The sequence below is a fragment of the Epibacterium ulvae genome (assembly GCF_900102795.1).
Classification (GTDB): Bacteria; Pseudomonadota; Alphaproteobacteria; order Rhodobacterales; family Rhodobacteraceae; genus Epibacterium; species Epibacterium ulvae.
The window spans coordinates 340,319-356,630 of the sequence record NZ_FMWG01000001.1; the positions used below are offsets into that span (position 1 = coordinate 340,319).

7 protein-coding genes are annotated in these 16,312 nt (G+C 54.6%); 1 reads left to right on the forward strand and 6 read right to left on the reverse strand.

Translation table 11 applies throughout. The annotated features are described in order from the left end of the window. Nucleotides 1-3: 3 nt before the first annotated feature. The 5 genes from BLP79_RS01715 to BLP79_RS01735 form a co-directional block, all read right to left on the reverse strand. Nucleotides 4-693: a 4'-phosphopantetheinyl transferase family protein gene (locus BLP79_RS01715; RefSeq protein ID WP_090215231.1), complete on the reverse strand. Its 690-nt coding sequence runs from the start codon at nt 691-693 to the stop codon at nt 4-6. Next, complete coding sequence (locus tag BLP79_RS01720) at nt 693-5,261, reverse strand: MupA/Atu3671 family FMN-dependent luciferase-like monooxygenase (RefSeq protein ID WP_090215236.1); 4,569 nt, start codon at nt 5,259-5,261, stop codon at nt 693-695. Before BLP79_RS01720 ends, BLP79_RS01715 begins: the two co-directional genes overlap by 1 nt. Next, the gene (locus BLP79_RS01725) at nt 5,258-6,265 is read right to left on the reverse strand and encodes a glycosyltransferase family 2 protein (RefSeq protein ID WP_090215239.1); all 1,008 of its coding nucleotides are present in this window, start codon (nt 6,263-6,265) and stop codon (nt 5,258-5,260) included. Before BLP79_RS01725 ends, BLP79_RS01720 begins: the two co-directional genes overlap by 4 nt. A 4-nt stretch (nt 6,266-6,269) precedes the next feature. Then, nucleotides 6,270-12,695, reverse strand: a complete 6,426-nt coding sequence (locus BLP79_RS01730; RefSeq protein WP_090215241.1) for a type I polyketide synthase — start codon at nt 12,693-12,695, stop codon at nt 6,270-6,272. A 256-nt stretch (nt 12,696-12,951) separates the two neighbouring features. Continuing rightward, the gene (locus tag BLP79_RS01735) at nt 12,952-14,415 is read right to left on the reverse strand and encodes a hypothetical protein (RefSeq protein WP_090215244.1); all 1,464 of its coding nucleotides are present in this window, start codon (nt 14,413-14,415) and stop codon (nt 12,952-12,954) included. 163 nt (nt 14,416-14,578) lie between these two features. Here BLP79_RS01735 and BLP79_RS01740 point away from each other — a divergent pair, with 163 nt between their 5' ends. Further along, nucleotides 14,579-15,376 carry a WecB/TagA/CpsF family glycosyltransferase gene (locus BLP79_RS01740; protein WP_090215245.1) on the forward strand — a complete coding sequence of 266 codons (798 nt, stop codon included), beginning with the start codon at nt 14,579-14,581 and terminating at the stop codon, nt 15,374-15,376. On the opposite strand, the gene BLP79_RS01745 is transcribed toward BLP79_RS01740, so the two are convergent. After that, nucleotides 15,327-16,304, reverse strand: a complete 978-nt coding sequence (locus BLP79_RS01745; RefSeq protein WP_090215698.1) for a glycosyltransferase family 2 protein — start codon at nt 16,302-16,304, stop codon at nt 15,327-15,329. The two genes, BLP79_RS01740 and BLP79_RS01745, sit on opposite strands and share 50 nt — an antisense overlap. Nucleotides 16,305-16,312: the final 8 nt, after the last annotated feature.

A 16,312-nucleotide genomic window follows, 5' to 3' on the forward strand; every position in this document is an offset into this window, starting at 1 on the left:
TTTCTATGTCCTCAGTTCGGCCATGGTGACAATCACTCCAGCTCCGATCGCAAAGCGCCCGGAAATTTGATCACCCTTTTGAAACGGCGCTCTGTCTTGCGTAAAGCTTGCAACAAAGCTCGTATCAGATAACTTGATCTCAACTCGCATTCCATCAAAGCCAAAGAAAGCGTCGCTGATAAGATATTGGCATTTATAAGCGGCTTCTTTAGCTGAGAAAATAACTTTGGCCAGCTGACCGGGATTGTCTTGCTGTAATAGCCAATCTTGTTCTGTGTCTAAACAAATTGCAGGCCACAGATCCCGTTTCAAAGGCGTGTCTTCCTCGACATCCACACCAATTCCGCTCCATTCTGTAGCGGGGGCGACCACGGCCATTGCACAGGTTTTCGTATGGCTAATTGATCCAACCACCCCTGTCGGCCACTGCGGTGCACGTGATGGAGCAACAGGGATCGGTTGAGCGGTGATGCCAAGGTCGCGCATTGCCTGATGTGCTGCTGCACGCCCAGCCGCAAATTCAGCCCGGCGCTTTGGAACCGCTTTGGATGACAAACACGCAAGCTCTTCCGGAAAAGGAGCTGGTAGGGTGTCGTGTGGCTCCGTGACCGCCAGCCCAATTTTGTCATCAAACAAAGGACGTATCAGCGTATGGCGTTCTTTCGTCCGCGTGCTGGAGTAGGTCAGCGACATCAGGCGCGGGCTTTGCGATTGGCCCGCATCGCGCGACGTTTCGACATTGTTTCGCTACGGGCAGCATGTTCAGCTGTGTTTGTTTCTGCCGCGTTTTTCGTCGTTTGAGGATCACCCGACAGGTCTTGCAGATGTGTCGCCAGCCCCGACAATGTCGGGAAGCGGAAAATATCGGTGATGGACAGGCTCTGCAGGTGAAGTTCGGCACGTATGTCGCGGTGTGCTTGAACGGCAAGCAAAGAATGCCCGCCAAGTGCAAAGAAATTATCCTCAGCACCAATGCTTTCTACGCCTAAAATTCGGCTCCAGATATTGGCAATTTTTGCTTCGTACCCTGTACTTGGCTCCGCGGGGATGCTGTTACGCGTGCGCGCTGGTTTGGGATCCGGCAAAGCTTTGCGATCAATTTTTTTGTTCGGAGTCAGGGGGAAGGCTTCTAATGTCACGATGTGACTTGGCACCATAACGTCTGCCAATCGGGTGTTTAATGCGTGTTTCAAAGCCTCTTCTTGGATGGCTGCATCGGCGGTGATGTAGCCAATCAGCTTGTCATCGTTGCCAAGTTTGCGGGCAATGACAACAGCACCGGACACGCCTTGCTGATCGGCCAATGCGGCCTCAATCTCTCCCAGCTCAATACGCTGTCCACGGATTTTGACCTGATGGTCAGTGCGGCCCAGAAAATCCAGACGCCCATCTTCGCGCCAGCGGACCAGATCACCTGTGCGATAGAAGGTTCCCGGGTGCGCCGCGACCTTTGCAAAACGTTCTGCGGTCAGTTCTTCGCGCTGCCAGTATCCGGCGGTCACACCTGCGCCACCAATAAGCAACTCGCCCGGTGCCCCGATGGGTTGGGGGATCCCTTGAGAATCCAGAACCAAAACAGATGTATTTGCAATTGGCGTGCCGATATCGGCGATCCCTTTGGGCACATCGCTGATGGTTTGAACGGTGGACCAGATCGTTGTCTCGGTCGGTCCATACATGTTGTGCAGTTTTGCAGAGGTTGCTGCATGAAGGCTTTGAACCAAATCGCCGGGGAGCGCTTCACCGCCCACCATCAGATGTTGCAAGGTGCCAAGAGCCGCTGCAGCATTGTCATCCGCTGCAATCATACGTGCCATCGACGGAGTGCATTGCATATGCGTGATCCGATGGCGCAGCAGTTGTGCGGCCAGTGAATAATCGTCTTCTGCAAGCGCTTGTGGCGCGTTTGACAGGCGAAGCACCTCTGCGAGCGGGGCCAACCCGTCCAACACAACATCCGGTGCGATCCCGTAGTCGATCAAACATGCAACCTCATCGACACCAATACGTTTCAGCGCATCAACACGGGTCACGGCATCCTGCACTGTGCCAAACAGACCAGAATCTTCAAAATACCGCTCAAAGGCAAAGTCGAGAATAGACTCAAGTTCCTCGCCAGACAGGCTGCCAAGATCGACGTCCATAGGATTATTGGCACCCTCAGGGCGTTTAAACGCGGGGAAAGCCCAAGCGTATTGCTTAATCAATCCAGCTGCAGAGCGCAGGTAATCTTTCATCGGTTCGCGTGCGATCTGACGCGCTGTTTCACGATCAGCGGCCAGATAGGTATGTAGCATCAACGTCACTTTGAAACCGGCAGGATCATATCCGGCATCGCGCAGGGCCTGATGGTAGATTTTGATCTTTTCGCCGACTTCTTCAATGCTTTGCCCCAATAGGTGGGTCAGGACGTTGGCACCAATCCGTCCAGCCTCACGCCAGGTCTCAGGATTGCCGGCAGTTGTCACCCAGACCGGCAGCTCTTTTGAGACCGGGCGTGGTTGCGACAAAACACTATGAGTGCTGCCATCCTTGCGGGGGAAGGCCACGTGCTCACCACGCCAGAGTTTGCGCACGGTTTCGATGCTCTCAAACAAGGCGGGTTTGTTTGCAGGCGGTGTGTTTTCAGGACGTAGGATGAAATCGTCCGGCTGCCAACCCGACGCAAAACCAATTCCAGCGCGCCCATTGGTGAGATTGTCAATCACCGCCCATTCTTCAGCGATACGTGCCGCATGATGAAGCGGCGCGACACAGGAACCGGCACGCACACCAATATTCTGCGTGACCGCAGCCACAGCCGCGCCAGTTACAGACGGATTGGGGTAGGGGCCACCAAAGGCATGGAAATGGCGTTCGGGTGTCCAAACAGCATTAAAACCGTGTTGGTCCGCAAATTTGGCACCTTCCAGCAAAAGTTCATATTTCTTAGGACCAGCGCCGTCATCATTGCCCCAGTAAAACAGATTAAAGTCCATTTTCCGGTCTGTTTGGCGAATGGGGGCATTGGAAAGCTGCAAGCGACTTTCATCACTGGAGAGAACCAGTTTGAATCCGCGAGATAGCGTCCAGAACAGTTCCAGCACAGAGATGTCAAAGGACAAACTTGTCACAGCAAGCCAGCTGTCACCTGCCTGATGGGGGATGCGTTGATCCATGCCAGCAAAGAAGTTGGCTACATTTGAATGACGCACCATGACGCCCTTGGGCAAGCCGGTCGATCCAGACGTGTAGATCAGATAGGCCAGCGTGTTGCCGCTCGCGTCACTTGTAACGTTTGTCGCGTCGCTCAGATCTAACTGATCAACCTCCAGCACTTTTGCGCTATGTACTGGGAGCTTATCCTTAAGTGCGGATTGTGAAAGGATAACCTTGGCACCACAGTCTGAGATAAAATGCGCAATACGGTCGGCTGGATAGGCCGGATCGAGGGGTACATACGCACCGCCTGCCTTTAAGACCCCCAGCGCTGCAATCACCAGATCTGGTGAGCGGCGTACGTAAATACCAACCGGATCTCCAGCGCAGACGCCTTCGGTCTGAAGTTTGCGTGCCAGATCATTCGCACGCGCATTCAGACTGCTATAGCTCAGCGTCTCACCTTCAAAGACCAAGGCTGTTGCGTCAGGTGTCCGTGCGACTTGCGCTTCAAATGCAGCATGAATGGTCTGATCTGCATCAAACGCTGTTTCAGTCTGGTTCCAATCCTGCAGGATGAGCTGTTTTTCGGCTTCGGGCAAAACGGGCACATCTTTTACCAAAACCTCGGCCTGTGCTTCGATCGTGTCGAGAACCAGTGTAAGGCGCGCGAGTAAAAGCGCGCTGGCGGTTTCGCTCAACTGAGAGCGATCAAAATGCAGGCTCACTTTTTCGCCGGTTAAACACAGGGTGATGAATGCCCCCTCTAACGGTGTGTCGGCCTCTAGACGTACCGCAATTGCGGGAACCTGCATCGGTGAGAGCTCTGGCGCGCGTGTGAGCAAATCTGCCGCAAAGCCACCGTATTGGTTCAGGGTGTCCAGCGCGCTATTTATCTGCACGATGACATCAGCAACCAAGGCATCTTGGCGCAAGGTCAACGGCACCCAAGAGGATATATGACCGGGTTGCTCCTGCAGTGCTGAGCTAGACAAGGCAATTGTCCCACAGTCCTGACCTGCGCTGCGCAGCGCCCAAATTGCAGCTGCTGCGATCTTGGCGGGGACGGGCGCCTGACTTGAAGCCAGCTCGACCCTCTTAAAACCTTCTTCGTCCGTAGAGGTGGCAAAAGGTATGGGGAGCGTTTGGGTTTGCGCCAGTTCAGTGCGCCAATGAGACTCGGCTTTGTGGGTCTTGGCCATCGCGGCAGACAGGTGGTTGCGATCTTGTGCCGATAGCTTCGAGATCTGCGCGCCGACCGAGATCAAATTTTCAAGGTCAGCAGGGCGCCCGTCGGGATGTGCGAAATCTGACAGCTGCACAGCGCCGGTTCCACAGGCAACCACCAGACTGTCTTTGTTAACTTCTAGGGTTTGCCCCGCAGGAGCCGCTGTAGGAGATGTAAGAGCGTTTGCTTTGCCGACCAACAGTACATCTTGGCCAAGCTGTACATTTGCGACACAAAGCGGGTTCCAATACTCCCCAAAATCCAATGCCCGCACCAGACGCGCAACATCAGTGGCATTTTGACTGAAATCCAGCATCCCGTTGCCCGAGGGACGGTCCGCTTTTGCAAAATAGCGTCTACGGGTCAGATCTTGGGCGGTACGGTCGAGGCGCTCGTCTTCCAGCTGCAGAAGAACCTCTGAAAAACTGTCCATTGCTGCCGCGTAGCATTTGGAATTCAGCGACAGGGCTGTCTCCGTATCTGCAATGTCGAAATGGCGCTGGGCGAGTATATCGCCCGTGTCTGCTTCGGCCTCCATCACATGCCAGGTGATCCCATGCCGGGTTTCCCCATTGATGAGCGCCCAGACAGGTGTGTTTAGTCCTGCATAGTCGGGCAACGGGCCATCATGAAAGTTCACGGCCCCTTTACGCGCCTGCGATAAGATTTCAGACGGGATCATCCGCAGGTTGGCAATAGACAGAAGCCAATCAAATGGTGCACTAATCTCGGATGCTTTTTCAAGCACTTGAATATTGTGTGTCCGCGCCCAGGTCTGGATATTTTCGTCGCGTGAAACAACATTTGTGATCAGATGCCCCCGCGCCAGCAGAGCATCGCCACAGCCGATCAAAAGGGATTCATCCCCAATAAGGACAGAAGAAAAAGCGGTCATTTTTGCTCCTTCGCAACGGGAATGAAACGTGTCTGTGGTCGAGGTATACGCCGCGATACGCCGCGCAGCATATGGGTCAAAAGATCACGAGTGAAGTGGTCGGGTTCGACCTGTGGCTTGCCTTCGATCAGACGGCGCAAACCATAAAGCGCTCCCCCTGCAAACCGTGCAAGATCGGCGAGTATCGCATAGGCGCGGCCATGTGTTTTAACAAAATAATAATGGCGCGCCTCAAACCAGTATTGGGGCGTGCGTTGCCATTTCTTCATTCCTGTTGACACAGACCCAACATGCGCAATCTTGCTCTCTGGTACATAGTAGGTGTTCCATCCAGACTGCGCGGCGCGATGACATAATTCGGTCTCTTCAAAATACAAAAAGAAGGTTTCATCAAAACCATCGATTGCCTCGATCATATCGCGCCGCAGCATAAGGCTTGCGCCCGCAGTCCAATCTACGCGACATGTGGTTTGGGGAAGATCCATAGCGACGACTGAGTGTCGCAAAACACGGGTGATGACCCCTGTTCGCGCCGCTCCTTCAAACTCTCCCGCGATGGTGGGAAAACGAAAGGCTGTCGTATGGGGCACGCCATCGGTGCCATGCACGTAAGACCCGGCGAGACCCGCATCTGTTTGGGTTGCCATGAAATCCCGGAGGGTTGAGATGGTGTTGATTTCAGGGAACGCATCAGAGTTCTGCAGGTAATAATAATCCGGTGTGGTGCCATCAGAAAACCCGGCACGCAGGCCTACGTTCATGCCCGCGCCAAACCCACCATTGACCGGCGACTGAAGAACACGCAGATGATTGTCTTTGCACCACCCTGCCTTTTCAGCGGCGGTTTGGATCTCCTCAAAAGAGCCATCACCAGAATTATTGTCAATGATAACGATTTCACCATCAACATGCCGCATCGCGCCAACAGCGGCTTTGGCTGCGCGCAACGTCATCTGGGGCGTTTTATAGTTCAAAATGATGGTAAGAACGCGATTGTCTGGCACTGTGTTACTCCGCCGCGGTCGCGGTTTGGCTATGATCTTCTATAGGCTGTTCTGCGTGGTCCAGAATATGTTTCACCTCTGATGCCAATACGCTCACATTGGGAACAAGAACCATACTGTCATGGTTTCCGGGCACCTCAATGACTTCGACGTTTGGCGCCCAGCGGGTCCAATCGTTGTCTGCAAATACATATTCCCGCGCTTGGCTGATCCATTGACCGCCCGATACCTTCCAAGAATGATCCAAGGGCGGACGCAGCAACGTCATCGAGCCATTCCAAGGGCGCAGCTCATAGCTCTCAAGCGCTGCGCGGAAGGCCAGTTCAATCTTGCGATTGTTGAACGCGGGTTTTTCCCCCGTTTCAGCGGGCTTGTCTCGGCGCTTTTCAATCTCCCACACAATTCGGTTGCGGGCCCATTGTGCAAAATAGGCGGGCCCTTTGCTGCGGATTTCTTGCAGTTTGATGAGTGCTTTGTCTTGCTTCGTTAGTTCTGGACGCAGCGGAAGCGGGGTGTCCAAGAGGATTAAAGCAGCTGTTTTGTTGCCCTGCGCCTCTAGCTGCTGGGCCATTTCATAGGCTGTTAACCCACCGCCAGAGAACCCACCCAACAGATATGGACCCTCAGGTTGAACCTGTTGAATTTCAGCCAGATAATCCGTCGCGGCTTCAGTTAGGCTATCATGCGGGGTGTCTTCGCCGATCAATCCTTTGGCCTGAATGCCATAGATGGGGCGGTCTTTTCCAAGCAAAAGTGCAAGATGGCGCAGGTTTAAGACATTCCCAAACATGCCCGCGACAAGGAAAAAGGGCGTTGTTCCCCGACCATTTCCAGGATGAAGCAACACAAGATGTTTGTGCGCTTCTTCTTCCTGTGTTGCTGTTTGGTCTGTGCCCGCGTCTTGCAGTACGGGTTTTGGGCCATGGGCTTCGATTTTCTTCGCAAGGGCGGCAACGGTGGGAGCCTCAAATAAGACGGACATGGGGAATTCCACATCCAGTCGCCGCTTGATCTGTGCGAACAGGCGCACAGCAACAAGCGAGTGTCCCCCCAGATCAAAGAAACTGTCGTCCACCCCGATTTTCGACACGCCTAATAGGGACGAGAACAGCTCGGCAAGAACCTCCTCAACTGGAGTGCGTGGCGCAACAAAGGCCGCGTCCAGCTGCGGGCGCTCAAAGCTTTGCTGCTTACTTTCCGCGTGTGTGCTTTGCCCCGCTTGTGCAATCATTGCGTCAAGATCAAGGGATGATACCAAGACCTGCGCGCGCCCCGTGGCCAGCGCACGCTCCAGCGCTTTTGGGCCTTCTGTGGCGCGAATACCGTTTTGCAGGTTGTATTGCAGCCTTTGTTCGTCCGCAGATAGGGGGGGCACATGTCCGGGTTCCGCAAGGCCAATCTCTGCGGCTGTGGTGTCAGCACTTGCATCCTGTGCAAGCGCAAAGCCCTCTGCAAGGCGCTTCATCTGGAAGGTTTCGATCTCAACCAGAACACGGCCATCTGCTGCACAGAGCGAGATGTCAAACTGCGCAAATTCACCTTCTTGGCTGTCTACCAGCCGCATATGACTGCAGATTTCTGCTTCAAGGGGGCCAAAGACACGGATGTCACCGTATGACACTGGCACCCAGAGCGATTTTGTATTGTATCCCGGAACCAGATCCAACGCCCAGCCTGTTGCAAGATCCATTAATCCAGGGTGCAACAGGCAAGCGTCCTCTTTCGCAGTTTTGGAAAGCGCCAGTCGGGCAAGCCCTTCTTCGGTGCCTCGCGCGCAATGTGTCAGAACGTGCCAACGCGGGCCGAATGCAAGATGCGCCTCTTGGGGTGAGGTCAGACGGCCCGCCACCGGTGCCTGCACCACGGGGCACCGCGTGGACACTTCGGTCAGATCAACAGGTTTTGGTGTGTTGGGGATGTTGAGCGTGATCTGTGCCTCTGCGATGCGTTGATAGCCATCGCTGGCTTTGCCAAACAGGCCCACGGCATATCCGTTTGCGGCATCTTCAAACCGCAAGATCAGTTCACGGCTTTCCCCCTCTGGCACCACGAAAGCACGCAGGAAGTAGAGATCACTCAATGAGAAGCCAGTCTCAATGCCAAAATCACGTAGCGCCTCTGAGATGAGCGTGATCATTCCGGTGCCCGGCAACAGCGCAACACCCGACCGTGTTCGATGTTCGTCGATTATCCAGTCTGTCCCACTAAACGTGGTCCGATAGTATCGATTTCCAAGCGCATCAAAGCCGCGTTCATCCAGCAATGCCATATCGCATGTTTCAAGTGCAGCAGGGCTTTGTGTCCCAAGGCGTGCGGTCATCGCATCCGAGGCCATGCCGACATCACTCCAGATCCCCCAGTCGATTGCCATCACACGGGTGCTTTTGTTTGAACGTGATTGCGCCCAGGCGTTCAGGTAGTCGTTTGCCGCGATATAGTCGGCTTGCCCTGCCGGATGCGTTGCTGTCGATGAAGAGGAACACAGCAGCAGCAATTCTAAACTGCCATCTTCAAACAAATCGTCCAACACACGCAGACCATTCACCTTTGGCGCAAGAACCTGTGCCATTTGCTCTTCGGTTTTGGCGAGGAGCGGCGTGTCATCAATATGGCCAGCACTGTGGATCAGACCGGTGAGTTTTCCAAAACGGGCTTCAACGGCCTCTTTGACATTACGCATCTGCCCAATGTTGCAGACATCTGCGGCGTATTGCGCAACGGTGCCTTTTCCAATCTCTTCAAGGGCTCGCATCGCTTTGATGCGCTGGGCCGTTTTATTCGCTTGGCCATGGCTTGCCAGATAAGCGTCCCAGTTTTCCTCCAAAGGAAGCCCATCACGCGACACCAATACGACATTGGCGTTGTAGGTTTCCATAAGGTGTGCCGCGAGGGTCCGACCAATGCCACCAAAACCACCTGTGATCAGATACGTGCCTTGCTGTTTGAACTGCGGTGCGATGTCTTTTGGCAGAGGGCGTGGGCGCCACCCTTGCTCAAACCGCTGTGCGCCTCGCCATACCGCGCGCGCAGCAGGTGTTTCAGCATAAAGCTCTTCTAACAGACGTTCGGTGATCTCATCGCTGCGTTCTCCGCGCAGAATCTGCCACATAGCGGGGGCGGGGGGCAGTTCAATATCGATCTGGCTGCACGTGACATCCGGCAACTCGCGCGGCATCACACCCAATGGGCCAGAAATCATCGATTTCTCAGGGTGCAACAGGGGCTCGTCTCGGGTTTGTGCTGCGCCAGTGGTAAAGACGCTGAGATGGACCGGATGTGACAACTCTGCATTCCCTAGCGCCTGCCCCAAAGCGGTCAGACCGTAAAACCCCATCTCAAGGTTGCGATCAAAGAAAGAGGAACCGGGGCGGAAGGTTTCTGCGTCTGTCACCAGCCAGAAATGCGCGATGCGATCCGGCAGGCATCTTGCCTCTGCAAGATCCGCAAAAAGCGCATCATAGCCAAAACGGCCTTGTTCCGGAGCCAGAATAAATTGGTTTTCACTGATCTGAGCATAGGTATCGCCTGGCTGGACTGTGATCACAGGGTGGCCTGCCGCGCGCAGACGTTGTGTTACCGCATTGGCGTGCCCCAGATCATCTTCAAAGATCAGCCAAGTGTGTGCAACGTCGCCCAATTCCGTCGCGATATCAATTTCACAATCTGCCAGCGCCGGTCGCCAGCTGGGGCGATACCCCCAATCTGTGATGTCTTCATGGCGTGCGGGCAGAGTGTCTTCGGGGCGATCTTTTTGCGCTCCTGGTTCGATAAAGTAGCGGCTGCGCTGAAAGGCATAGGTGGGCAATGGCAGCCGATGACGCTTGGCCTCTCCCCAGATTTGGCTCCAGTCGGCTTCTACGCCGCAGGCCCATAGGCGCCCGATCATACCAAAGAAATAGCTATCATCCATGATGTCTTGATCGGGATGACGCAGTGAGGACAGGACTTGACCGGAATTGACCGAAGGCGCCATTTGCGCCAGTGAGCTGAGCGCTTTTCCGGGGCCAACTTCCAAGTATACCCGCCCCTTTGTGGTCGAAAGCGCTTCAATACAATCAGCAAACAACACGGTGTTGCGCAACTGGGCGACCCAATAGTCGGGGTCTGTTGCCTCTGTATCGCTCAGCACCGCGCCCGTTCGGTTGGACTGAATGGGCAGGTTTGGCGCTTGCAAGTTCAGACGCCGCAGGAAAGTGCCGTATTCCTCCAGAATGACATCCAACATACGACTATGGGCTGCAATATCGATGTTGATACGCTGATGGTCTATCTCTTGTGTTGTCAGAACCTTAGAAAGCGCATCCAGCGCGGCTTGAGGCCCTGACACAGCCGTAAGCCCCGGTGCGTTGACGCTGGCAATATCCAGATCATCGCCAATCATGGCCTCAACTTCGGGCAGCGAAAGTGAGATCGACAGCATCCCACCTGCGGGCATTTTGTCAAACAAACGCCCACGCAGCAGGACCAGATCTATACAGTCTTCAAAGGACAGCACCCCGGCCAGACAGGCAGCTGTGTTCTCCCCCATGGAGTGGCCAACAAGGGCTGCAGGCTTTACGCCCCAGCTCATCCAAAGCTGTGCAAGGGCGTATTCCACAATCATGATCAACGGCAATTGCGCGGATGGTTTTTGCAAAGCTTTGTTTGCGGCCTCTGCGCCACCGTCTTCAGGTAACCAAAGCGCACGGATATCGTAATCCAGTTGCGGTTGCAGATGGTTCAGGCCCCGGTCCATCCATTCAGCAAAGACAGGTTCTGTTTCATAAAGATCCTGCGCCATCCCAGCGTATTGCGCACCACCACCCGGGAACATAAACACCACATCAGGGTTTGGGCCCAGATGGTCATGGGTAAAGACTTCGCGTGGATTTAGCTCCTTTAGTGCTGCTGCAGCTTCAACTGCCGTTTCGGCGACCACGACACGACGTTTGGCGAAACCGCGACGCCCCTCTTTCAGGGTAAAGGCCACATCTGCCAGATCCAGATCCGGATTTTGGCGCAAATGGGTCGCAAGGGCAGTGGTGTTAGCCTCAAGCGCGGCTTTGGACTGCGCTGACAGGCACAAGATATGAAAGGGGAAATCACTTTCTTCAGAGGGGCTGCGATCTGGTGCTTCTTCCAAAATGGCATGGGCATTGGTGCCCCCAACGCCAAGCGCATTCACGGCTCCACGACGTGGCCCCTTGTGTGAGATCCACGGCTGCAGGCGGTCATTCACTTTAAAGGGGGATGTCTCAAAATCAATGGCAGGGTTTGGCGCTTCATACCCTAGCGACGGGGGCAAGGCTTTGTGTTTTAGTGCAAGGGCCGTTTTGGCAAGACCTGCAATCCCGGCTGCGGTGTCCAGATGGCCAATATTGGTTTTGACAGACCCCACCTTGCAATACCCCACATCGGATGTGGTCGCGCGATAGGCATCCGTAAGAGCTGAAATTTCAATTGGATCCCCAAGGTAGGTTCCGGTGCCATGGCATTCGACATGGTCGATCGTGTCAGGTGTGACATCTGCAGCCTTTAAGGCTGCTTGCACTGCCTTGACCTGACCACCCACTGATGGCGCAAGATATCCAGCTTTGTCAGCCCCATCATTGTTGATGGCAGATCCTTTGATGACGGCCCAGATGTGATCGCCATCCGCAATCGCATCTTCCAAACGGCGCAGTGCAACAGCACCGGCGCCTGAGCCAAAAACGGTCCCCTGCGCCCGGTGATCAAAGGCATGGCACTGCCCATCAGGCGACAGGATTTCGTTTTCTTTGTAAAGGTATCCACGATCTTGCGGCAGCTCAATTGTGACCCCACCAGCAAGCGCCATATCGCATTCCTGGTCGTTCAGCGCTTTGCAGGCGTAATGCACAGCCACAAGCGAGGTTGAACAGGCAGTTTGAACATTGACGGATGGCCCCTGCAGATCAAAGACGTGGCTGACCCGCGTGGTCAGGAAATCCTTGTCATTGCCCGTGTGGCGCAGCAGGAACATGCCCACATCATCAACCATGTCAGGGTTTGAACAGATGTTGAAATAGAAATAGCTGCCCATGCCGCAACCTGCATAGACGCCAACACGTCCGCCAAGACTTTCAGGCGGGTGTCCGGCCTGTTCCATGGCCTCCCATGCCACCTCAAGGAATTTGCGGTGTTGCGGGTCTAAAATGGCGGCTTCTTTTGGAGAAAAGCCGAAGAAATCTGCATCAAAAGTATCAAATCCCTCAAGACGTGCAGCAGCCGGGACATAGTTGGGATCGGCCAACAGGGCCGCACGTTCTCCGCTGGCCGCTAAAATCTCTTTGTCCAGTGTTTCAATGGAGCCGATACCGTTCTTGAGATTGTCCCAATAGGTCGCGGCGCTGTCTGCACCGGGAACAGCAACCGAAAGGCCAACGATGGCAATGTCACCAGACCCGTGCGTTGTGGTTTTGTCTGCTGTCATGACTGCATTCCAGTATCAGTGGAGGGAAGAAGAGCGGAGGCGCAAAGAGGCAGAGCCTTGCAAAAGGCGGATTGCGTGTGTTCTGAAAAGATAAACGGCCAAGCATTATGCGCAAATGCCAGCTCTTTTTCGTGTCGTTCGTTTAACAAACCAACTTACCCCTCAAAATCCCCAACTTAGGGCTTAGGAAACTTTTGCGACACCGATAGGGACGTATTGTGCCAAACCGGGCCGAAAACGTGAAGAAAATAAGGCGCTACATGAGGCTGCGCGGCTGATCTGCCGCTTTAGGCAGCCCAATTGCTTGTTTTCCGTCAAATAAGGCGCGCCGCTTTTGGAACAGATCGGGATATTTCAAGCGTTCTGCATACCCAAGAATCGATCCCGCACAAAGCCATGTCAGTGGTATCAGCGTTGCATTCAGCAACATATCGATCAGCGTTGCGGCCAAGATCAGAACAATGGCCCCCAGATAGGGTGACAAAGTTGTGGGATCATGGCGCCGCACCTGTTGCCACAGCAAAAGCAGCGGGAAGGTTAAAAGCCCCATCTCGGCGATATAGCCAAGCCAGCCAAAGGAGCCAAAAACGATAATCCAGCGGCCATCGGGGACCGAGACGATAAAGGCGGTTTCTGGATCGCGCACCAGATTGCGCCCCCATTCTCCCCAGCCAAAGATGGGCTTTTCCGCCGCGCGAGACAGCATAAGTTCTTCATTGTCAAACCGGTACCCCAGTGATTGTGCCCGATCCGCGCTGTAGCTTTCTGCATAGGCCACGATTGCGTCTGTCGGGATCATGTCCAGATTGCGCAACATTGGATAGATAACCGCGATTGCGCCAAGTAATAATGCAAGCCTAAGTTGCCAGCGCAGAGGCGCCCAGAGGAGCACCGGTATAAAACAGATCGCATAAAGTTGCGCCGCCAAACTTTTGCATAGGTAGAGGAATACCAAGAGATAGGCGAACACCATGCCTTTGCGCGTGCGTTCCGTGCCGCTTGCTTCGCGCAGCAGGGCAGTGGCGCAAAGCAGGCCATAGACGATGAACAGCGCATACCACAGGGGGTGCTCTAAAAAGACGAGCGGGCGATAGCCCCCTTGGCGGATGGTCTGGCTGAAATCGTGTTGGAAAAAGCCATAGACCCAGGTGTTCACTTGCGGGCTGAGCCGGACTTCGACCAGTCCAAGCAGGGAGTAGAGCAGGGTTGCCGTGACCAAAGTCAGGATCAATTCCTTTTGGGCTTCGGTGCTTGAAAGATAGCGGCGTGCCAAAAGGAAGGGCAGCATCAGGATTACCTGATTGATCATGACAGAGCCCAGATCGCGCATCTTCATTCCGGGGATCATATCCGTGATGAAGACAATTGGATCACTGCCTGCCAAGACCTGAAAAATCAAAGGATCCCGATTGGTGATAACTGTTGGGATTACACTGACCAGAAACAGCAGCATCAAAACCACGGCGACCGGGTGACGCGGCCGCAAAGGCACTGATTTCTTCATCATGAAAACGCATAGCAAGAAAGCCATGATTGACGGGATCGAGGCCTTATCCATATCTGGAACCAACGGCAGATCAAATTCAGCCACAGGGGGCAGCAGCAGATAGCCAGCGATAAGGCACCACAAAATCGCGCGCTCCAAGGGAAAGCGGCGATAGATAACGACGCTGACCAATGGCCAGATCATCAGCATCAGATATGCGAGCGAATTTGGCATGCGCTACAGGCGTATCTTTGTCATCTGTTAATTTATCCAGTTTCTCGTATCTGTCACGAACCATACTTAATTGGCTTTGTGAATGCGTCACCTTTGTGTTGTCCTATTAAGGCCTCATTTTGGCGTGAAGTGGTTAAGCGTGGGGCGTTAAGGAGTGGGCAACGTGCAATTTTGCTTTGGTAAACGCAGCGTATATGTGAATTTCGCAACCTATGATGCTTTGCAGCAAGAAGTCATTGATCGCTTCAAGGCGCGCGCTGGCTTCTCTTTGGCCACGATCAATCTGGACCATCTGGTGAAGCTGTCGGCCTCAGACAGCTACTTGTCGACCTATCTTTCGCAGGATCTTGTTGTTGCTGATGGGCGCCCCATTGTTTGGCTGTCAAAGCTTGCGGGATGTCCTGTGGAGCTTATGCCGGGGTCTGATATGGTCGAACCTCTGTGTCGTTGGGCCGCTGCTGCTGGTGTTTCCGTGGCCTTTGTTGGCAGCACCCAAACAGCGCTTGCAGATGCTGAGCGTATCCTGGCTGCGCGGGTGCCGGGGTTAAACGTGGCCTGGACACATGCGCCGGGGCGTTTGGATCCTGAAAGCGTTGAGGTCAGCGAGATCTTAGATGAGCTTGCAGCGCGGAATATTGGTTTGTGTTTTCTAGCGCTTGGTGCGCCCAAACAGGAACGTATCGCCCAACGTGGACGCGAACGTGCGCCGCATGTCGGATTTGCCTCGGTCGGCGCAGGTCTGGATTTTTTTGGTGGCCACCAACGCCGTGCTCCACTTTGGGTCAGGCGGCTTGCATTGGAATGGCTTTGGCGCGCGCTGAGTAGCCCACTGCGCCTTGGACCGCGATATCTCAAATGTATTGCCATTTTGCCGCGTCTTGTTGTGGATGCCTGTAAGCTAAGACGTGATCCTAATTCTTATACTCCAAAATCTCCCGCGCGCGGCCCTGCCGGCGATTAACGTGATACTCTAAGGCGCCCTGCGCTTCGGCAAACTTGCCAATCATACTGAAAAGAGCAGCTGTTGCGCCCATTTTGCGCCAGAGCCTGAGATATTGAATGGGATACAGCAGTGCCGCAAGCCACAGCCACGGGAAGAAAAAGCCTGACGCTATGACGCCAATCGGCAAGGCCGCGCCCCATAAAAGCGCACGATATGTTTCTTTTACCCAATGGCGTTCTGGCGGTGCGCCATGCAGCGCTGCCCCTTCTGCAAATGCATGACCAGCCCGGCGACTGCGCCGCCACCATTGGCTAAACCGCGTCATTTGGGCATCGTGCAGCGTCATCTCTGCGTCCATACGCCAGACCGACCAGCCCTTTTGGCGCAGCCGCACGCAAAGTTCAGGCTCTTCTCCTGCGATCAGCGTTTCTCGATAACCGCCAACCTCTTTCACCGCCGAAAGGCGCATTAAAGCATCCCCGCCACAGGCCTTGGCCTCGCCAATCGGCGTGTCCCATTCAAGATCACAGAGGCCATTATAAAGGCTCGCGCCGGGGTGTCGTTCGCGCCTGCGCCCGCAGACGACAGCTGCCTTTGGATGATCGGTCAAATAGTCGCGGGCAGATTTGATCCACTTGCGATTGACCACACAGTCCCCGTCCACGAATTGCACAAAGCCATCACCTGTGAGGAGGGCCAAACCCGCATTGCGGGCCCGCGCAGCAGTGAACGGCACAGAGGTGTCCAGCTCAATGATCTCAGCTCCCAGATCACGGGCGCGGGTGACAGACCCATCCGAAGAGCCGCTGTCGACATAGACGATACGGCGCACCTGTCCTTGCAGGGATGTCAGGCAAGCGACAAGGCGTGGCCCTTCATTGCGACCAATGACCACCGCGTCAACGGCGGCGGGCGGGGGGGCTTTGTCGAATGGGATGTTTAACATGGCTTCTT

Coding starts and splice junctions, on each gene's coding strand:
- BLP79_RS01715 (WP_090215231.1), bottom strand. CDS start 693: ATGTCGCTGACCTACTCCAGCACGCGGACGAAAGAACGCCATACGCTG.
- BLP79_RS01720 (WP_090215236.1), bottom strand. CDS start 5,261: ATGACCGCTTTTTCTTCTGTCCTTATTGGGGATGAATCCCTTTTGATC.
- BLP79_RS01730 (WP_090215241.1), bottom strand. CDS start 12,695: ATGACAGCAGACAAAACCACAACGCACGGGTCTGGTGACATTGCCATC.
- BLP79_RS01735 (WP_090215244.1), bottom strand. CDS start 14,415: ATGCCAAATTCGCTCGCATATCTGATGCTGATGATCTGGCCATTGGTC.
- BLP79_RS01745 (WP_090215698.1), bottom strand. CDS start 16,304: ATGTTAAACATCCCATTCGACAAAGCCCCCCCGCCCGCCGCCGTTGAC.